The sequence below is a fragment of the Stenotrophomonas sp. NPDC077420 genome (genome assembly GCF_044543385.1).
Lineage (GTDB): Bacteria > Pseudomonadota > Gammaproteobacteria > Xanthomonadales > Xanthomonadaceae > Stenotrophomonas.
This window is the reverse complement of sequence record NZ_JBITVZ010000002.1, coordinates 303,957-321,958: the sequence shown is the minus strand read 5'-3', so window position 1 is coordinate 321,958 and position 18,002 is coordinate 303,957. Positions and strand designations below refer to the sequence as shown.

Annotated in this window: 15 protein-coding genes and 2 tRNA genes; all 17 read left to right on the top strand. The window is 65.2% G+C overall.

Annotated features, from left to right (window positions below):
• The 17 genes from nuoF to nusA all read left to right on the top strand — a co-directional run bounded on the left by nuoF (position 1) and on the right by nusA (position 17,952).
• Positions 1–1,341, top strand: a complete 1,341-nt coding sequence (nuoF, locus tag ACIGII_RS03510; RefSeq protein WP_399640299.1) for an NADH-quinone oxidoreductase subunit NuoF — start codon at positions 1–3, stop codon at positions 1,339–1,341.
• Positions 1,338–3,581 (top strand): NADH-quinone oxidoreductase subunit NuoG, encoded by a 2,244-nt coding sequence (gene nuoG / locus ACIGII_RS03505; protein WP_399640296.1) that lies wholly within the window; start codon positions 1,338–1,340, stop codon positions 3,579–3,581. The genes nuoF and nuoG overlap by 4 nt, the downstream gene beginning before the upstream one ends.
• Positions 3,578–4,669 (top strand): NADH-quinone oxidoreductase subunit NuoH, encoded by a 1,092-nt coding sequence (gene nuoH, locus ACIGII_RS03500; RefSeq protein WP_314103702.1) that lies wholly within the window; start codon positions 3,578–3,580, stop codon positions 4,667–4,669. Before nuoG ends, nuoH begins: the two co-directional genes overlap by 4 nt.
• A gap of 3 nt (positions 4,670–4,672) precedes the next feature.
• The gene (gene nuoI / locus ACIGII_RS03495; RefSeq protein ID WP_145479915.1) at positions 4,673–5,161 is read left to right on the top strand and encodes an NADH-quinone oxidoreductase subunit NuoI; all 489 of its coding nucleotides are present in this window, start codon (positions 4,673–4,675) and stop codon (positions 5,159–5,161) included.
• 5 nt (positions 5,162–5,166) lie between these two features.
• Complete coding sequence (locus ACIGII_RS03490; RefSeq protein WP_399640293.1) at positions 5,167–5,826, top strand: NADH-quinone oxidoreductase subunit J; 660 nt, start codon at positions 5,167–5,169, stop codon at positions 5,824–5,826.
• Positions 5,823–6,128 carry an NADH-quinone oxidoreductase subunit NuoK gene (gene nuoK / locus ACIGII_RS03485; RefSeq protein WP_068853402.1) on the top strand — a complete coding sequence of 102 codons (306 nt, stop codon included), beginning with the start codon at positions 5,823–5,825 and terminating at the stop codon, positions 6,126–6,128. The genes ACIGII_RS03490 and nuoK overlap by 4 nt, the downstream gene beginning before the upstream one ends.
• A 7-nt stretch (positions 6,129–6,135) precedes the next feature.
• Positions 6,136–8,331, top strand: coding sequence for an NADH-quinone oxidoreductase subunit L (nuoL, locus tag ACIGII_RS03480; RefSeq protein WP_399640291.1), 2,196 nt, complete (start codon positions 6,136–6,138; stop codon positions 8,329–8,331).
• A 23-nt stretch (positions 8,332–8,354) separates the two neighbouring features.
• A complete protein-coding gene (locus tag ACIGII_RS03475) occupies positions 8,355–9,863 on the top strand; it encodes an NADH-quinone oxidoreductase subunit M (protein ID WP_399640288.1) in 1,509 nt (502 codons plus the stop codon).
• A 15-nt stretch (positions 9,864–9,878) separates the two neighbouring features.
• On the top strand, positions 9,879–11,339 hold the full coding sequence (gene nuoN, locus ACIGII_RS03470; protein ID WP_399640285.1) for an NADH-quinone oxidoreductase subunit NuoN: 1,461 nt from the start codon (positions 9,879–9,881) through the stop codon (positions 11,337–11,339).
• A gap of 109 nt (positions 11,340–11,448) precedes the next feature.
• Positions 11,449–11,525: transfer RNA gene (locus tag ACIGII_RS03465), tRNA-Met, on the top strand.
• A 196-nt stretch (positions 11,526–11,721) separates the two neighbouring features.
• Positions 11,722–12,534, top strand: a complete 813-nt coding sequence (locus tag ACIGII_RS03460; protein ID WP_399640283.1) for an RHS repeat-associated core domain-containing protein — start codon at positions 11,722–11,724, stop codon at positions 12,532–12,534.
• 158 nt (positions 12,535–12,692) lie between these two features.
• Positions 12,693–13,400 (top strand): hypothetical protein, encoded by a 708-nt coding sequence (locus tag ACIGII_RS03455; RefSeq protein WP_399640400.1) that lies wholly within the window; start codon positions 12,693–12,695, stop codon positions 13,398–13,400.
• 17 nt (positions 13,401–13,417) lie between these two features.
• Entirely contained in the window at positions 13,418–14,290 is an 873-nt protein-coding gene (locus tag ACIGII_RS03450; protein ID WP_399640397.1) for an RHS repeat-associated core domain-containing protein, read from the top strand.
• A 112-nt stretch (positions 14,291–14,402) separates the two neighbouring features.
• Positions 14,403–15,287, top strand: a complete 885-nt coding sequence (locus ACIGII_RS03445) for an RHS repeat-associated core domain-containing protein (RefSeq protein WP_399640281.1) — start codon at positions 14,403–14,405, stop codon at positions 15,285–15,287.
• Between the two features lie 48 nt (positions 15,288–15,335).
• A tRNA-Met gene (locus ACIGII_RS03440) sits at positions 15,336–15,412 on the top strand.
• A 430-nt stretch (positions 15,413–15,842) separates the two neighbouring features.
• Positions 15,843–16,433: a ribosome maturation factor RimP gene (gene rimP / locus ACIGII_RS03435; RefSeq protein ID WP_399640279.1), complete on the top strand. Its 591-nt coding sequence runs from the start codon at positions 15,843–15,845 to the stop codon at positions 16,431–16,433.
• Positions 16,434–16,440: 7 nt separating this feature from the next.
• Complete coding sequence (nusA, locus tag ACIGII_RS03430) at positions 16,441–17,952, top strand: transcription termination factor NusA (RefSeq protein WP_399640277.1); 1,512 nt, start codon at positions 16,441–16,443, stop codon at positions 17,950–17,952.
• Positions 17,953–18,002 lie beyond the last annotated feature (50 nt).

The following is an 18,002-nucleotide window of genomic DNA, read 5'->3' as shown; positions in this document are numbered from 1 at the left end:
ATGGCACATCATCACGCACCCCAGGGCCCGGTCGGTCCCGCACCGCTGCCGCACCAGGTGGTCTACACCACCTTGCACTACGACACCCCGTGGTCGTACGAGAACTACCTCAAGACCGGTGGCTATGCCGCCCTGCGCAAGATCCTCGAAGAGAAGATCTCGCCGGAGCAGGTCATCGAGATGGTCAAGCAGTCGAACCTGCGTGGCCGCGGTGGCGCCGGCTTCCCGACCGGCCTGAAGTGGTCCTTCATGCCCAAGGGCACCATGCAGAAGTACATCCTGTGCAACTCGGACGAATCCGAGCCGGGTACCTGCAAGGACCGCGACATCCTGCGCTACAACCCGCATTCGGTGGTGGAAGGCATGGCGATCGCCTGCTACGCCACTGGCAGCACCGTGGGCTACAACTACCTGCGCGGTGAGTTCCACCACGAGCCGTTCGAGAACTTCGAGCAGGCCCTGGCCGACGCATATGCGAACGGCTGGCTGGGCAAGGACATCCTCGGCAGCGGCGTGGACATCGACATCTACGGGGCGCTGGGCGCCGGCGCCTACATCTGCGGCGAAGAAACCGCGCTGATGGAATCGCTGGAAGGCAAGAAAGGCCAGCCGCGCTACAAGCCGCCGTTCCCGGCCAACTTCGGCCTGTATGGCAAGCCGTCGACGATCAACAACACCGAGACCTATGCCTCGGTGCCGGCGATCATCCGCAACGGCCCGGAATGGTTCCAGTCCCTGAGCCTGACCAAGAACGGCGGCCCGAAGATCTTCTCGGTCTCCGGCTGCGTGCAGAAGGGCGGCAACTTCGAAGTGCCGCTGGGCACCACCTTCGACGAACTGCTGGAAATGGCCGGTGGCCTCAAGCCGGGCCGCACCCTCAAGGGCGCGGTGCCGGGCGGCGTCTCGATGCCGGTGCTCAAGGCCGACGAGCTCAAGGGCCTGCAGATGGACTACGACACCCTGCGTGCCCTGGGCACCGGCCTGGGGTCGGGTGCCATCGTGGTGCTGGACGACAGCGTCTGCTGCGTCAAGTTCGCCTGCCGCATCAGCCAGTTCTTCCACAAGGAATCCTGTGGCCAGTGCACCCCGTGCCGTGAAGGCACCGGCTGGATGCACCGCGTGCTCGAGCGCATCGTCGCCGGCAAGGCGACCATGGAAGACCTGCACCAGTTGAAGGCCGTGGCTGGCCAGATCGAAGGCCACACCATCTGTGCGTTCGGTGAAGCGGCGGCATGGCCCATCCAGGGCTTCCTGCGCCAGTTCTGGGACGAATTCGAGTACTACATCGTCAACGGTCATTCGATGGTTGACGGCAAGAAGGTGGAGGCAGCCGCCGCATGAGCGCGCAACCCAACAATCCTGGTGGCACCCCGGCGATCGTGCCGGAAGGGCATGTGACCGTCGAGATCGACGGCCAGTCCCTGGTCGTGCCCAAGGGCTCGATGATCATCCAGGCCGCCGACAAGGCCGGCATCCCGATCCCGCGCTTCTGCTACCACGAGAAGCTGCCGATCGCGGCCAACTGCCGCATGTGCCTGGTTGACGTCGAAAAGTCGCCGAAGCCGGCGCCGGCCTGCGCCACCCCGGTGATGGATGGCATGAAGGTCGCCACCCGCAGCGAAAAGGCGCTCAAGTTCCAGCGTTCGGTGATGGAGTTCCTGCTCATCAACCACCCGCTGGACTGCCCGATCTGCGACCAGGGCGGCGAGTGCGAACTGCAGGACGTCTCGCTCGGCTACGGCCGCTCGGTGAGCCGTTTCAACGAGCGCAAGCGCGTGGTGCCCGACGAGGACATCGGTCCGCTGGTCGCCACCGAAATGACCCGCTGCATCCAGTGCACCCGCTGCGTCCGCTTCACTGCCGACGTTGCCGGTACCTACGAACTGGGTGGCATGTACCGTGGTGAGAACCTGCAGATCGGCACCTACGACGGCAAGCCGCTGACCACCGAACTGTCCGGCAACGTCGTCGACGTCTGCCCGGTCGGCGCGCTGACCAACAAGGTGTTCCAGTTCCGCGCCCGTCCGTGGGAACTGACCGCGCGCGAGTCGCTGGGTTACCACGACGCCATGGGCTCGAACCTGTTCCTGCACGTGCGCCGCGGCGAAGTGCTGCGTTCGGTGCCGCGCGACAACGAACTGGTCAACGAATGCTGGCTGTCCGACCGCGACCGTTATTCGCACCAGGGCCTGTACAGCGCCGACCGCGCGGTCAAGCCGCTGCGCAAGGTCAATGGCGAATGGCAGGAAGTGAGCTGGGCTGAAGGCCTGGCCGCTGCCCGCGAGATCCTGTCGGCCAACAAGGGCGACGACCTCGGCGTGCTGGTGCACCCGTCGGCCTCGAACGAGGAGGGCGCGCTGCTGGCCCGTCTCGCCAGCGGCCTGGGTACCGGCAACATCGACCACCGCATCCACAACCGCGACTTCTCCGACGCCGCCACTGCCGAGATCTTCGGCCTGTCGCTGGCCGAGATCGAAGGCGCCGACAGCATCGTCGTGCTCGGCAGCAACATCCGCCACGAGCTGCCGCTGCTGCACGCCCGCCTGCGCAAGGCGCAGACCACGCGCAACGCGAAGATCCACGCGATCAACCCGGTCGACTTCGATTTCGCCTTCAAGCTGGCCGGCAAGCAGATCGTGGCCCCGTCGAAGTTCGTCGAGGCCCTGGGCAACGCCGACCTGCGCCAGGCCGTGACCGGCAGCGCTGTGCTCATCGTCGGTGGCATCGCCGAAAACCACCCGCAGGCTGCCGCGATCCGCGCTGCCGCGCGTGACTTCGCCGCCGCCACCGGCGCCAGGCTGTGCCGCATTCCGCAGGGCGCCAATGCCGTGGGCCTGTCCCGCGCCGGCGTGCTGCCGGCCGGCAAGGACGTCAACGCCATGCTGGCCCAGCCGCGCAAGGCTTATGCCCTGTACGGCATCGAGCCGGGCCTGGATTTCGCCGATACCGCCGCCGCCCGCAAGGCGTTGGCCGGTGCGCAGGTCGTGGCGTTCAGCCAGTTCGCCTGCGCCTCGACCCGCGATGTGGCCGATGTGATCCTGCCGATTGGCGCGCTGCCGGAAATCGACGCCACCCTGACCAACCTCGATGGTCGCGAGCAGTCGGCGCGTGCCGGCGGCAAGCTGCCGGGCGAAGCCCGTGAAGGCTGGCGCGTGCTGCGTGCGCTGGGTGGCGAGCTGGCATTGGCCGGGTTCGACTTCACCGACCTGGCCGGCCTGCGCGCCAGCCTGGCCCCGGTGACCGTCACCGTGTCCGCCTCGGCGGCAGCGCCGGTGGCGGGCGACGGCCTGGAAGTGGCGTCCACCGCTGCGATCTACCGCACCGACGCGGTGGTCCGTCGCGCCCAGGCGCTGCAGTCGCACCCGCTCAACACCGCGCCGCGCATCGTGCTCAATGCCGATGACGCCGCCCGCATGCAGTTGGTCGAAGGGCAGATGGCCAAGGTCGGCACCGATGCCGGTCGCGCCACGCTGCCGGTGGTGGTCGACGCCCGCGTCGCCGCGGGCTCGGTCTGGATTGAATCGGGCCACGGTGCAACCGCACCGCTGGGTGCCGCACGCGTAACGGTGGTGGCTGCATGAACGAATTGCTGTTGAACGCGGTCGACCCGCTCCACCAATGGCTCCTGGGCCTGGGTGAGATCGGCGCGCTGCTGTGGATCGTGCTGAAGATCCTGGTGATCGCCATGCCGGTGATCATCGCGGTGGCGTTCTTCGTGGTCTGGGAACGCAAGCTGATCGGCTGGATGCACGTCCGCCACGGCCCGATGTACGTGGGCATGGGCATCTTCCAGGCCTTCGCCGACGTCTTCAAGCTGCTGTTCAAGGAGATCATCCAGCCGGCGAGCTCGCACAAGGCGATGTTCGTGCTGGCGCCGCTGATCACCCTGGCACCGGCCTTCGCGGCCTGGTCGGTGGTGCCCTTCGACGCGCAGGTGGTGCTGTCCAACGCCAACGCGGGCCTGCTGTACCTGCTGGCGATGACCTCGCTGGGCGTGTACGGCATCATCCTGGCCGGTTGGGCGTCCAACTCCAAGTACGCCTTCCTGGGGGCGATGCGCGCCTCGGCACAGATGATCAGCTACGAAATCGCGATGGGCTTTGCCCTGGTCGGCGTGATGATCGCCGCCGGCAGCCTGAACCTGAGCAGCATCGTGATGGCGCAGGCCGGCAACTCCGGCTTCTTCGACTGGTTCCTGATCCCGCTGTTCCCACTGTTCATCGTGTACTGGGTGTCCGGCGTGGCCGAAACCAACCGCGCGCCGTTCGACGTGGTGGAAGGCGAATCGGAAATCGTCGCCGGCCACATGGTCGAGTACTCCGGTGGTGCGTTCGCGCTGTTCTTCCTGGCCGAATACGCCAACATGATCCTGATCAGCTTCCTGATCTCGATCTTCTTCCTCGGCGGCTGGCTGAGCCCGTTCCAGGGCTGGATCACGGCGGACATCTCGCCGTGGATCGACTGGATCTGGAAGGGGGGTGCCCCGTGGCTGCTGCTGAAGGTGTTCTTCTTCGCCAGCGCCTACATCTGGTTCCGTGCCAGCTTCCCGCGCTTCCGTTACGACCAGATCATGCGTCTGGGCTGGAAGGTCTTCATCCCGCTCACCATCGCGTGGATTGCTGTGACGGCGTTGATGGTGTTCTACGGCGTGATCCAGAAGGGCGTCTAAGTGATGAATCGAATTACCCATTACTTCAAAAGCCTGCTGCTGCTCGAGCTGCTCGGGGGGCTGTGGCTGACCCTGAAGTACACGTTCAAGCCGAAGTACACGCTGATGTACCCGATGGAGAAGTTCCCGCAGTCGCCGCGTTTCCGCGGCCTGCACGCGCTGCGCCGTTATCCCAACGGCGAAGAACGCTGCATCGCCTGCAAGCTGTGCGAAGCGGTGTGCCCGGCGCTGGCGATCACCATCGATTCGGCCAAGCGTGAAGACGGCACCCGCCGTACCACCCGCTACGACATCGACCTGTTCAAGTGCATCTTCTGCGGCTTCTGCGAGGAAAGCTGCCCGGTGGACTCGATCGTCGAAACCCACATCCTCGAGTACCACTTCGAGAACCGTGGCGAGAACATCGTTACCAAGCCGCAGCTGCTGGCCCTCGGTGATCGGCTTGAAGCCGAGATCGCCGAGCGTCGCGCCGCCGACGCCGCTTTCCGCTGAGGTCCATGATGGATTGGGTAAATATCTTCTTCTGGGTCTTCTCCATCGTGGCGGGCATTTCCGCTGCGGCGGTGATCAGCGTGCGCAATCCGGTCTACGCCGTGCTGTGCCTGATCCTGACCTTCTTCTCCGTGGCCTGCATCTGGATCCTGGTCGGGGCTGAGTTCCTCGGCGTGGCGCTGGTGCTGGTCTACGTCGGCGCGGTGATGGTGCTGTTCCTGTTCGTGGTGATGATGCTGGACATCGACGCCACCAACCTGCGCGAAGGCTGGGTGCGTTACCTGCCGCTGGGCCTGGTGGTCGCGGTCACCATGCTGGTGCAGATGCTGATCCTGATCGGCGTGAAGGGCAGGGCGGTCAACCCGCTGCCGGCCGACAACGCCGCCGCGCTGGCTGCCGACAGCTCCAACATCACCTGGCTTGCGCGCAGCCTGTTCACCGAATACCTGCTGCCGTTCGAATTCGCCGCCGTCATCCTGACCGTGGCCGTGGTGGCCGCGGTGATGCTGACCCTGCGCCGTCGCACCGGCCTGAAGACCCAGAACCCGTCCGAGCAGACCATGGTCAAGGGCCATGACCGCCTGCGCGTGGTCAAGATGGATGCCGAGAAGCCGGTGATCCATACCCGTACCCCGCCGTCCAGCAACGAGGAGGCCGCCCCGTGATCACCCTTGGTCATATCCTGGCCCTTGGCGCGCTGCTGTTCTGCATCAGCCTCGCCGGCATCTTCCTCAACCGCAAGAACATCATCGTGCTGTTGATGTCCATCGAACTGATGCTGTTGTCGGTGAACATCAATTTCGTCGGGTTCTCGCGTGAGATGGGCGACACGGCCGGCCAGCTGTTCGTGTTCTTCATCCTGACCGTGGCCGCGGCCGAGGCCGCGATCGGCCTCGCGATCCTGGTAACCCTGTTCCGTACCCGCCGCACCATCAATGTCGGCGAAGTCGATTCGCTGAAGGGCTGATCCGTAGATGGAAATTACTCTCTCCAAGAGTCTGTTGATCGCCGTGGTGCTTGCGCCACTGCTCGGCAGCATCATCGCCGGCCTGTTCGGTCGCCAGGTCGGGCGCCTCGGCGCCCAGACCGTCACCATCCTCGGCGTCGCCGTCAGCTGCGTGCTGTCCAGCTATGTGTTCTACCAGCTGCTGTGGGGCGGTGCGCAGCCGTTCAACGAAAACGTCTACACCTTCTTCGAAGTGGGCCGCTACGCGGCGCACGTCGGCTTCATGATCGACAAGCTCACCGCCATGATGATGGTGGTGGTGACCTTCGTGTCGTTCCTGGTCCACGTGTACACCATCGGCTACATGCAGGATGACCCGGGCTACCAGCGGTTCTTCAGCTACATCTCGCTGTTCACCTTCTCGATGCTCACCCTGGTGATGAGCAACAACTTCCTGCAGCTGTTCTTCGGCTGGGAAGCGGTGGGCCTGGTGTCGTACCTGCTGATCGGTTTCTGGTTCAAGCGCCCGACCGCGATCTTCGCCAACATGAAGGCGTTCCTGGTCAACCGTGTCGGTGACTTCGGCTTCATCCTGGGCATCGCCGGCGTGCTGTGGGTGTTCGGCACCCTGGACTACGCCACGGTCTTCGCCAACGCCACCATCCTGGCCCATCCGGAAGCGCAGCTGCAGGTGTGGTCGGGATCGATCAGCCTGTTCGGCCAGAGCTTCCAGCTGCTGAGCGAGCCGGTGATCTGGTCGATCGCCACCATCATCTGCATCTGCCTGTTCATCGGCGCGATGGGCAAGTCGGCCCAGGTGCCGCTGCACGTGTGGCTGCCGGACTCGATGGAAGGCCCGACCCCGATCTCGGCGCTGATCCATGCCGCGACCATGGTCACCGCGGGCATCTTCATGGTCACGCGCATGTCGCCGCTGTTCGAGCTGTCGCAGACCGCGCTGAATTTCGTGCTGTTCATCGGTGCCACCACCGCGTTCTTCACCGGCCTGATCGGCATCGTGCAGAACGACATCAAGCGCGTAGTGGCGTACTCCACGCTGTCGCAGCTGGGTTACATGACCGTGGCGCTGGGCGTGTCGGCCTATTCGGCGGCCGTGTTCCACCTGATGACCCACGCCTTCTTCAAGGCGCTGCTGTTCCTCGGCGCGGGCTCGGTGATCATCGCCATGCACCACGAGCAGGACATGCGCAGGATGGGCGGCCTGCGCAAGTACATGCCGATCACCTTCATCACCATGTGGATCGGTACCCTGGCCCTGGTCGGTACGCCGTTCTTCTCCGGCTTCTACTCCAAGGACACCATCATCGAGGCGGCGCAGCACCATGCGCACGTGTCCTCGAGCTGGGTGGCGACCTATGGCTACTGGGCCGTGCTGGGTGGCGTGATCGTCACCAGTTTCTACAGCTTCCGCCTGCTGTTCCTGACCTTCCATGGCAAGGAACGTTTCCGCGACGCGCACCACGATGACGCCCATGGCCACGGCCACGACGACCATCACGGCGACGCGCACGCGGCCGACGCCCACCACGGTGAGGCGCACCATGATGACCACGGCCATGGCCACGGTCCGCATGAGCCGCACGAAACCCCGTGGGTGGTGACCCTGCCGCTGATCCTGCTGGCGATCCCGTCGATCGTGATCGGTTTCTTCAGCATCGGTCCGATGCTGTACGGCACCGACTGGGCCGGTCACCATGCCGAGCACGGCATCCCGGGCCAGGTGCATTCGTTCTTCACCGGCGTGGTGGATTTCTACGACCCGGCGCGCGACACCCTCGGTGCCCTGGCCGAAGAATTCCACGGTCCGGTGGCGTTCGCGCTGCACGGCATGATGGCCCCGGCCTTCTTCCTGACCGTGGCCGGCTTCCTGCTGGCGGTGCTGTTCTACCTGTGGAAGCCGGAACTGGCGACCCGCGCGCGCAAGACCTTTGCGCCGCTGGTGTCGGTGCTGGAGAACAAGTACGGCTTCGACAAGCTGTGGATCGGCGGCTTCGCCGGTGGCGGCGTCAAGCTGGGCAAGGTTTCGCGCGCGATCGACACGAACATCGTCGATGGTGTGGTGGTCAACGGTTCGGCACGCCTGATCGATCTGGCCGCCAACCTGCTGCGTCGCACCCAATCCGGTTTCCTCTATCACTACGCCTTCGCGATGATCATCGGCCTGATTGCCCTCCTGGGCGTCCTGATGCATTACCTGCGTTGATGACCTGTACGGAATAAGAAGACGTGTCGAACTGGCCTCTACTCAGTGTTCTCATCTGGCTGCCGATCCTCGGCGGTGCCTTGATCCTTGCCATCCGTGATGCGCAGACCGCCCGCTGGGCGTCGCTGGGCGTGGCGGTGCTCACCTTCGTGGCGAGCCTGTCGCTGCTCAGCGGCTACGACGTGGCCAACGACGCGCTGCAGTTCGTCGAAACCCGCGCCTGGATCCCGGCCTACGACATCGGCTACAACCTCGGCGTGGACGGCATCGCCATCGCGCTGATCCTGCTGACCACCCTGGTCTCGGTGCTGGCGCTGATCGGTGCCTGGAGCGCCATCGACAAGCGGGTCAACCAGTACGTGGCCGCCTTCCTGATCCTGGAAGGCGTCACCGTGGGCATCTTCGCTGCGACCGACGCGATGCTGTTCTACGTGTTCTTCGAAGCGATGCTGATCCCGATGTTCCTGATCATCGGTGTCTGGGGCGGTCCGCGTCGCATCTACGCCGCGCTGAAGTTCTTCCTGTACACCTTCCTCGGCTCGGTGCTGATGCTGGTGGCGCTGATCTACCTGTACCTGAAGGGCGGCAGCTTCCAGCTGGCCGACCTGTACCAGCTGCAGCTGACCGCGCAGGAGCAGACCTGGATCTTCTTCGCGTTCCTGATCGCGTTCGCGGTCAAGGTGCCGATGTTCCCGGTCCACACCTGGCTGCCGGACGCGCACGTGGAAGCGCCGACCGCCGGTTCGGTGATCCTGGCCGCCATCGCGCTGAAGATCGGTGGTTACGGATTCCTGCGCTTCAACCTGCCGATCGTCCCGGATGCCTCGCAGGAATGGGCCTGGCTGGTGATCGCGCTGTCGCTGATCGCGGTGATCTACGTCGGCCTGGTCGCCCTGGTCCAGGACGACATGAAGAAGCTGATCGCCTATTCGTCGATCGCGCACATGGGGTTTGTCACCCTGGGCACCTTCATTGCCCTGTGGCTGGTGCGTGATGCCGGCAATGCCGATGCCGCCCGCCTGGGCCTGCAGGGCGCGATGGTGCAGATGGTGTCGCACGGCTTCGTGTCCGGCGCGATGTTCTCCTGCGTGGGCGTGCTGTACGACCGCATGCACAGCCGCCGCATCGCCGATTACGGCGGCGTGGTCAACGTGATGCCGTGGTTCGCCACCTTCGCCATGCTGTTCTTCATGGCCAACGCGGGCCTGCCGGGCACCAGCGGTTTCGTGGGCGAGTTCATGGTCATCATGGCCAGCTTCCAGCGTAATCCGTGGCTGGCCCTGGCGGCCGCGACCACCCTGGTGATCACCGCGGCCTACACGCTGTGGCTGTACAAGCGCGTGTTCTTCGGCGAAGTGGCCAATGCCCACGTGGCCGAACTGAAGGACATCAACGGCCGTGAGTGGCTGGTGCTGGGCGTGTTTGCCATCGGTACGCTGGCGCTGGGTCTGTATCCCAAGCCGCTGACCGACCTGATGGAGCCCTCGATCGCAAAGCTGGCGATGCAGATCGCATCCAGCAAGCTGCTGTAATTCCAGGATTTGATGATGACCACCTCGCCGCTGTTGCCATTGACTGCCGCTGACCTGCCGCCGCTCGCTCCGGAGCTGGTGCTGATCGGCAGTGCGTTCGCCCTGATGATCCTGGACCTGTTCATCAGCAAGCAGAACAAGATCTGGACCCACCTGTTCTCGGTTGCCGCGCTGGCAGTCGTGCTGTTCATGCTCGCCACCGGCGTGGGCGGGCAGGGTGAGGTCTTCCACGGCATGTTCGTCCGCGACACCGCCGCCGACGTGATGAAGGTCGTGGTCGTGCTGTGCAGCGGCCTGACCCTGGTCTACGGCTGGAGTTACCTGCGCGAACGCGACCTGTTCCAGGGCGAGATCCCGGTGCTGGTGATGTTCGCCACCGCCGGCATGATGATCCTGGTCTCGGCCGGCAGCCTGCTGATGGTGTACCTGGGCCTGGAACTGCTGGCGCTGTGCTCCTACGCACTGGTGGCCAGCAACCGTGACAATGGCCTGGCGACCGAAGCGGCGATGAAGTACATCGTGCTGGGTTCGCTGGCCTCGGGCCTGCTGCTGTACGGCATGTCGCTGATCTACGGTGCCACCGGTTCGCTGCACCTGGACGCGATCAATGCGGCCATTCCGCAGTCCGACGAGAAGATGCTGCTGCTGACCGGCGCGGTGTTCATGATCGCCGGCGTCGCCTTCAAGCTCGGCGCCGCGCCGTTCCACATGTGGCTGCCCGACGTCTACCAGGGCGCCCCGGCGCCGGTGGCGCTGTTCATCAGCTCGGCGCCGAAGCTGGCTGCGTTCGGCATGGCGTACCGCCTGCTGGAAATGGGCATCGGGCCGCTCTCGGACGAATGGAAGTACCTGATCGGTGGCTTGGCCGCGCTGTCGCTGGTGGTCGGCAACCTGATGGCGATCGCGCAGAGCAACCTCAAGCGCATGCTGGCCTATTCGACCGTCTCCCACATCGGCTTCCTGCTGCTGGGCATTGCCGGCGGCGGTGAGCGCGGTTACGCGGCGGCGCTGTTCTACGCCGTGAGCTACGCAATCATGTCCACCGCCGGCTTCGGCGCGATCATCGCGCTGTCGCGCAATGGGTTCGAGGCCGAGAAGATCGACGACCTGAAGGGCCTGAATGCCCGCAACCCGTGGATGGCAGGGCTGGTGCTGTGCATCATGGCGTCCATGGCCGGCATCCCGCCGTTCCTGGGCTTCTGGACCAAGCTGGCGGTGCTGGGCGCAGCCATCAATGGCGGCATGCTGTGGCTGGCGATCCTGGGTGTGATCTGTGCGGTGATTGGTTGCTTCTACTACCTGCGCGTCATCAAGGTCATGTACTTCGACGAGCCGGTGGGCGAGCCGCTGCCGGCCAATAACGACCGCGTGCTGGGCGTGGTGCTGGGCGTGAACGCGCTGGCGTTGCTGGCGCTGGGTCTGGCCTGGAACCCGATCATGGTCTGGTGCCAGCAGGCGTTTGCGCATCTTGCTTGAAAATCGACACAAAGCTGCGCAATTAGTGTAATATTCGTTTCCTGAGTTGTTGATGCAGCGGTTTCGCCAGAACATCGTTGCGGTATTGAATCGACTCAACCACTTCTGCTGCGGGGTGGAGCAGTCTGGCAGCTCGTCGGGCTCATAACCCGAAGGTCGCAGGTTCAAATCCTGCCCCCGCTACCAAATAGCCCCGGTGCATGCCGGCGGCAGTGGACGAAAAAGCGATTCCGGCAACGGGGTCGCTTTTTTGTTTGGGTGGTGCAGAGCAGGGGCAGCGGGGCAGGGACCCGCTCTACACGCCCTTTTAATTGCGGTGGGCGTATTTCGTGGGCTTGTCGGGGGACACACGCATGAGTCGGCCAGTCGGCCAGGGGTAATCGTGTCCTCATCTACTTCCGTGCTGGGCTATAACGGGGTGTTGCATGAGCCCGCAGGGTCCTGGCAGATCCTTGGCAACGGGTACCGCGTCTACAACCCGGTGCTGATGCGCTTCCACAGCCCCGACGACATGAGCCCATTCGGAAAGGGTGGCCTCAACGCTTACGGCTATTGCCAGCTCGATCCGATCAACCAGGTGGACCCCAGTGGCCATTGGTCGCTCAACGTGTTCACCGCCAATCTTCTTGGCTTCAGGTTGAGGACACCGCTGGTCGCCCTGGTAGTCGCCGCAACAGCGGGGTCGCTTTCTGCTATCGGCCTTGCAGCGGCGTCAAAGAACGATACCCAGCGGGCACTGACGATTGCCGCAGCGGTCATGTTCGCTGGAATGAGCCTCAAGCTGGGTCATCACGCCTGGGTCAAGCGAAAGCCTGCTGCGGCGACCCGGATCGGGTCACCGGTGTCCGCACCGGCGGCCACACCCCTTACGACGTCGGCGCCCCCCATCACGCCGCCGACCCCGGCGGCCCCGGTCGTGAACAGACGGCTCTCGGCGCCGGCGCGGTTGGGCTCGCCAGCGGTGTCGAGCCCGGTGGCACCGTCGAGCCCGCCGCCGAAGGTCGCGATCCAGCGCGCGCAGCCTCGACGTCGTGCGTTCGTTTCGTCGGACCTGCCTCCACCACCGCCGCCGCCGTCGCCATCTGCCCTGCGCGCTGCACGCGATCCGCAACGGGTGCCGCTGCCGGTGCGCCATGCGCTCATCCGGGATGGGTCGGAACGGTGGGTAGAAGCCAAGCCGATTTACCCGGTATGACGGTGCCGTGTGCCATTCGCGTTGCAGGGAACAGCCATCGTCAGGCCAGTCATGCGCTGCCGGCAGTGCACGTGCGACTGGGCTACAACGGCCAGTTGCATGAGCCGGGCCGGTGCTGGCAGTTCCTGGGCAACGGTTACCGCGTGTAAAACCCGCGGCTGAGACGCTTCCACATCCCCGATCAGAGCAGCCCGTTCGGCCGAGGTGGCATGAACGCGTACTGCTACTGCGGTGACGACCCGATCAATCATGCCGATCCCAGTGGACATTTCCTGATGCCGATCGCAGCGATTTTCGGCGGTGGCGCGGTGGCCTTGTTCGGCGCGGCCGGCGCAGTGGCCCTCACCGGCGACAGCAGGAGTGCGAAGTTCCTGGCCATGCTGGGGGGCGCTGTCCTTGCGGTGGCCCTGCTGGCGGCCGCGGCGCGTGGGGTGGTCCGCAGGCAATCGAGCTCGCGCCTGGGAGAGGTGCGCATCCACCGCGGACAGAACAAGGACTGGCTCGACGTGCACGGAAGTTCCAATGGATCCCTGGTCGGCAACACGCCCCTGGACGGTACCGAGATGACTGCGTTTCTCAGGTCGAAGGGGCTGGGCGACAAACCGCTGGTCTATCTGTCGTGCAATTCGGGAACCGGGCCGGCGCCGCAGGCGCAGGTGGTGGCCGATGGCCTGCGGCAGCCGGTGATCGGCTTCGTGGGTCCGGTCGCAGGCAACGCGTTCACCCACAGACCCATGGGCGTGTACCAGGCCAGGGTGTTCCACCCCCAGACCGGGCTTGCCCGGGTCAGCACGGCGATACGCAATACCGCGCTGAACCGCAGAACCCGGGCGGGCGTGATGCAGCGCCTGTCGGGCGTGCGCTGAGGCATGCGGGCATGTCGCTGGGCTTCCACGGTGAACTGCATGTCGCGGGTACGCAGTGGCAGATCCTGGGGAACGGGTATCGCGTCTACAGCCCTGCATTGAGGCGGTTCCATCGCCCGGACAGCCTCAGTCCGTTTGCAGAAGGAGGCCTCAATGCCTACGCCGCGTTCCAGGGCGATCCTATCAACCTGGCCGATCCCAGCGGTCATTTCGCAAAGTTTGTGTTGGGCGCAGCCGTGTTGGCGGGCACTGGGGCCTTGGTCGGCTCGGCCGTGGCCGGGACAGAGGGGGAGGGCACCACGGCCGGCATCCTGGCCGCCGTTGCGCTGGGCGTGGGCGTGGCGGCGGCAGGGGGAATGCACCTGCTGCGGGCGTCCTCGCGCGTGAACGCCGTCGGCGTGCCACCCGCCACGCCCCCGGTGCCGACCGTGCAGCCCGGCCGGACCGTGCGCATCGGCGAGTTGCGCTTTGCCTCCGGAGCGCACGGCGATGAGCTGGTCGCCCATGGGCTTCCCTTCGCCACCGGTTCCACGGGTGCGGTGAGCGGGCACGCGCTGGCCCGGCAGGTGAGCACGGCGGTGGGACCGGGCTATCGCTTCAAACCGATCAACATGCTGTCCTGTTACTCCGCCGTCGGCGGGCGCCATGCGTCGCAGGCGCAGCGGCTGGCCAACACACTCAAGGTACCGGTCAGGGGATACAGGGGCCGCACCCACGGAATGCAGGCGCGGAACTCCAATGCGGGTCCCGACGACCACATATCCACCGTGTTCCGTCCGCAGACCGGCGTGGCCAGACGGGTCACCTCGGTGCTCAATACCGCGCTGCATCCGGTCGGCCGGGGCATGCGCGTGGTTGCCCGTGCCGCGCACGCAGTGCGGTCGCGCTGAGGGTGCAAGCGTCGCGGCGCGCCTTCATCACCGTTCTTTAATTGTGCCGGGCCAATGATCGGCGCGTCGGGGGACACATGCCTGGCGCGGACCGCGCGCCGAAGGGGGTTCCATGCCGTCACTTGCCGGAACAGGGCCACGCGTCCGCCTTCACGCCGAGACCCGCGGCTGGCTGGGCTACAACGGCCAGCTGCATGAGCCGGGCGGAGCCTGGCAGTTCCTGGGCAACGGGTATCGCATCTACAACCCGGTGCTGATGCGGTTCCACAGTCCTGACACCCAGAGCCCTTTCGGAAAGGGCGGCATCAATCCTTACGCCTACGTGATGGGTGATCCGGTCAACAACGCAGATCCCAGTGGCCACTTTCTATTGCCGGTTGCGGGCTTGCTGGGGATGGGAGCGATGGCGATGGTCGGGACCGCGTTGGTCGCGGGGCTCAAGGGGCAGAAGCAGAGTGCGTTGCTTCTGGGCATGCTTGCAGGGGCTCTCGCGATCGGCACCGCAGGAGCTCTGGGCGCGCATGCCGTGCGCAGTGCGCGTCTGGCACGCGCTGCACGCGTGAAGGTGCCTTACAAAACGCTTGGGCCGGAGGAAGCGATGGTCTGGCGGGGGCCGAAGTTCGACATCGTGCGCGCGCACGGTGATCCTGCTACGACGTATTGGGGAGAGAGAACCCTGGACGGTGTGGAGCTGGCGCGTATGGCGAAGGCTGCAGGAACCGGCCGCTTGAGGCAGAAGGACATCCAGTTGCAGTCCTGTTACGGCGCCGTGGGCGGTAACGCCTCGCAAGGGCAGGTGCTTGCCGATACGCTGGGCGTGGAGGTCACTGCATACCTGGGAGGGGTTGCCAGCAAGCCGGGCGAACGCATGTTGACTGTGGCAAGTGAGGCGGTGCTGTTCAAGCCGCAGACCGGCGCTGCCCGGCGGGCCTCGGCCATCCGGAACCGGGAACTGAACCAAGTGGTCGCAGACTGGTACCGGCAGCGCGAACCGTGACGCAGTGGTTGCACGGATTCAGAACAGCCATTACAATTCCGCTTCTGCTGCGGGGTGGAGCAGTCTGGCAGCTCGTCGGGCTCATAACCCGAAGGTCGCAGGTTCAAATCCTGCCCCCGCTACCACAGAAAATCTGCAGTGCAGATGCAGTAGACGAAAAGGCGATCCTGGCAACGGGGTCGCTTTTTTCGTTGGCGTCGCCAGGGCATGAACGAAGCTGAATGCAGGGGCGGATTAGCCTGCCCAAGGCCCGCGCCCGTTGCACCAGCGCGGTGCAACCGCTATCATCCACGGCTTAGCGGACTACCTGACTGGACCCATTCCCCGGAATGTGGACCGTCCCGCGACCGGCTTCCGGGCCGTGCGACTTCCCCTCAGGTAGTCGTGACCCCCCGGAAGGCTGGGCTCGCAGCATCATGCACCGCGCGTGATCTGCAACCGGAATCCAGCATGACCGGAGTCGTACCGGACAAGGGGCCCAGCGGGCCCTTTGTTGTTTCCGGGCCCCAGGCCGTGCGCCGGGGCAGCACCTCTTTCAACGAACCAAGGCAGACTGTGAGCGACAAGGCAACCGAAATCGCGAATCTGCTCGCCCCCACCGTTCAGTCGCTGGGTCTCGAGCTGCTGGGTGTGGAGTACCTGACCGCCCCGGGCGGCGCCACGCTGCGCCTGTACATCGACGTGCCGCTGGCGGAGCAGCCCGACCGTGTCGTCAATATCGACGACTGCGAGCGCGTAAGCCGCGAGGTCTCGGCCCAGCTGGACGTGGAAGACCCGATCAGCGCCAACTACACGCTGGAAGTGTCGTCGCCGGGCGTGGACCGTCCGCTGTTCACCCGCGAGCAGTTCGAGCGCGCCATTGGCGAATCGGCCAAGGTCGTGCTGAAGCTGCCGCAGGACGGTCGCCGCCGCCTGCAGGGCGAAATCCTCGGCGTCGACGCCGAGCAGAATACCGTCACCTTCAAGGTCGACAATTCCCCGTTTACCGCCGATGTCGAGAACATCGACAAGGCACGCATCATGCCGGACTGGGCCGCCCTCGGCCTGGCTCCGACCAAACCGACTGGCCCGGCACCCAAGCAGGGTGGCAAGGCGAACAAGAAACCATCCAACGAGCCGGCGGCCAAGAAGCCGCGCGCGGAGTGAGCCAACAATGAGCAAGGAACTTTTGCTGGTAGTGGATGCGGTCGCCAATGAAAAGGGCGTCCCGCGTGAAGTGATCTTCGATGCCATCGAGGCCGCCCTGGCTTCGGCAGCGAAGAAGCGCTACCCCGATGAGGAAGTGCTGGCCCGTGTGTCGATCGACCACAAGGACGGCACCTACGAAACCTTCCGCCGCTGGGAAGTGGTGGCCGATGACGTGGTCATGGAATCGCCGGATCGCCAGGTGCGCCTGATGGACGCCCTGGACGAAGCCGATGGCGTGGAAGTGGGCGACTACATCGAAGAACAGATCGAAAACCCGGACTTCGGCCGCATCGCGGCGCAGGCCGCCAAGCAGGTGATCGTCCAGCGCGTGCGCGAAGCCGAACGCCAGCAGGTCGTGGATGCGTGGAAGGACCGCGTGGGCGAATTGGTCACCGGCGTGGTCAAGCGCGCCGAGCGCGGCAACATCTACGTGGACCTGGGCGGCAACGCCGAAGCGTTCATTCCGAAGGACAAGGGCATTCCGCGCGACGTGCTGCGCGCCGGCGACCGCGTGCGCGGTTACCTGGCCGAAGTGCGTTCGGAACCGCGCGGCCCGCAGCTGTTCATCAGCCGCGCTGCCCCGGAATTCATGATCGAGCTGTTCAAGCTGGAAGTGCCGGAAGTGGGCCAGGGCCTGGTCGAGATCAAGGCCTGTGCCCGCGATCCGGGCGACCGCGCAAAGATTGCCGTGCTCGCCCACGATGCGCGCACCGATCCGATCGGCGCCTGCATCGGCATGCGCGGTTCGCGCGTGCAGGCGGTGTCCAACGAGCTCAATGGCGAGCGCGTGGATATCGTGCTGTGGAACGACAACCCCGCCAACTTCGTCATCAATGCGATGGCGCCGGCGGAAGTGCAGTCCATCATCGTTGATGAAGACAAGCACTCGATGGACCTGGCCGTCGCTGAAGAGCGCCTGGCGCAGGCAATCGGCAAGGGCGGCCAGAACGTGCGCCTGGCCAGCCGCCTGACCGGTTGGCAGCTCAATGTGATGACCCAGGACCAGGTGACCGCCAAGTCCGAGGCCGAGCAGGGCGTTGCCCGTCAGCTGTTCATGGACAAGCTGGAAGTGGATGAAGAAATCGCCGCCATCCTGGTGACCGAAGGCTTCAACACCGTGGAAGAAATCGCCTACGTCCCGGTCGGCGAACTGCTGGCCGTGGAAGGCTTCGACGAAGACATCGTCGAAGAGCTGCGTGCCCGTGCCCGCGATGCGCTGCTCAACGAAGCGCTGGCGGTGGAAGAGGGTCTGGAAGATGGTTCGCCGTCCGAAGACCTGCTCGCCCTGGAAGGCATGGACGAGGCAACCGCCTACGCCCTGGCCGGCCATGGCGTGCGTACGAGTGAGGACCTGTCGGACCTGGCCGCCGATGAGATCCTCGAGTTCGGCATCGAGGACATGGACCAGGAGCGCGCCGCCGCCCTGATCCTTGCCGCCCGAGCCGAGGAGATCGCCCGCCTGGAGCGCGGCGAATGAGCCAGCGATGAACAGTGCCCTGACCCGATCAGGGCTTAGACTCCGCGCTG

Coding starts and splice junctions, on each gene's coding strand:
- nuoF (WP_399640299.1), top strand. CDS start 1: ATGGCACATCATCACGCACCCCAGGGCCCGGTCGGTCCCGCACCGCTG.
- nuoG (WP_399640296.1), top strand. CDS start 1,338: ATGAGCGCGCAACCCAACAATCCTGGTGGCACCCCGGCGATCGTGCCG.
- nuoH (WP_314103702.1), top strand. CDS start 3,578: ATGAACGAATTGCTGTTGAACGCGGTCGACCCGCTCCACCAATGGCTC.
- nuoI (WP_145479915.1), top strand. CDS start 4,673: ATGAATCGAATTACCCATTACTTCAAAAGCCTGCTGCTGCTCGAGCTG.
- ACIGII_RS03490 (WP_399640293.1), top strand. CDS start 5,167: ATGATGGATTGGGTAAATATCTTCTTCTGGGTCTTCTCCATCGTGGCG.
- nuoL (WP_399640291.1), top strand. CDS start 6,136: ATGGAAATTACTCTCTCCAAGAGTCTGTTGATCGCCGTGGTGCTTGCG.
- nuoN (WP_399640285.1), top strand. CDS start 9,879: ATGACCACCTCGCCGCTGTTGCCATTGACTGCCGCTGACCTGCCGCCG.
- ACIGII_RS03445 (WP_399640281.1), top strand. CDS start 14,403: ATGCCGTCACTTGCCGGAACAGGGCCACGCGTCCGCCTTCACGCCGAG.
- nusA (WP_399640277.1), top strand. CDS start 16,441: ATGAGCAAGGAACTTTTGCTGGTAGTGGATGCGGTCGCCAATGAAAAG.